At 45.9% G+C, this 242-nt stretch carries 1 protein-coding gene; it reads right to left on the bottom strand.

All coding sequences use genetic code 11. From position 1 onward, the window contains the following. Window positions 1-242: hypothetical protein (locus ACR9ZK_RS23150; protein ID WP_481344260.1), on the bottom strand; the 242-nt coding region annotated here is incomplete at both ends.

Raw genomic sequence — 242 nt, 5'->3', positions numbered from 1 at the left:
CCTTCGAGCATCTGGATCAACAGAGAAACAGTGGCTTGCGGCATGGCTTCCAGACCGATGTATAATTCACCTCCATTCTGGTGTACAGGCACGATGCTTTTTGTTTCCACTTCTTTCTCGTATTGCCCGAATGCGTCTTCATGATACACTTGTACGCCTTCGCTTTTTGAAGCCTGTCCGCTGGAATCTTTGCTCAAATAGGAGTATGCATTTTCCTTTGCGCTGTAATTCAGTTCGATATC

The organism is Monashia sp. HAY1-5C, assembly GCF_056755255.1.
The sequence above is the reverse complement of the archived record's forward strand: the minus strand, read 5'-3'. Positions and strand labels throughout refer to the sequence as shown.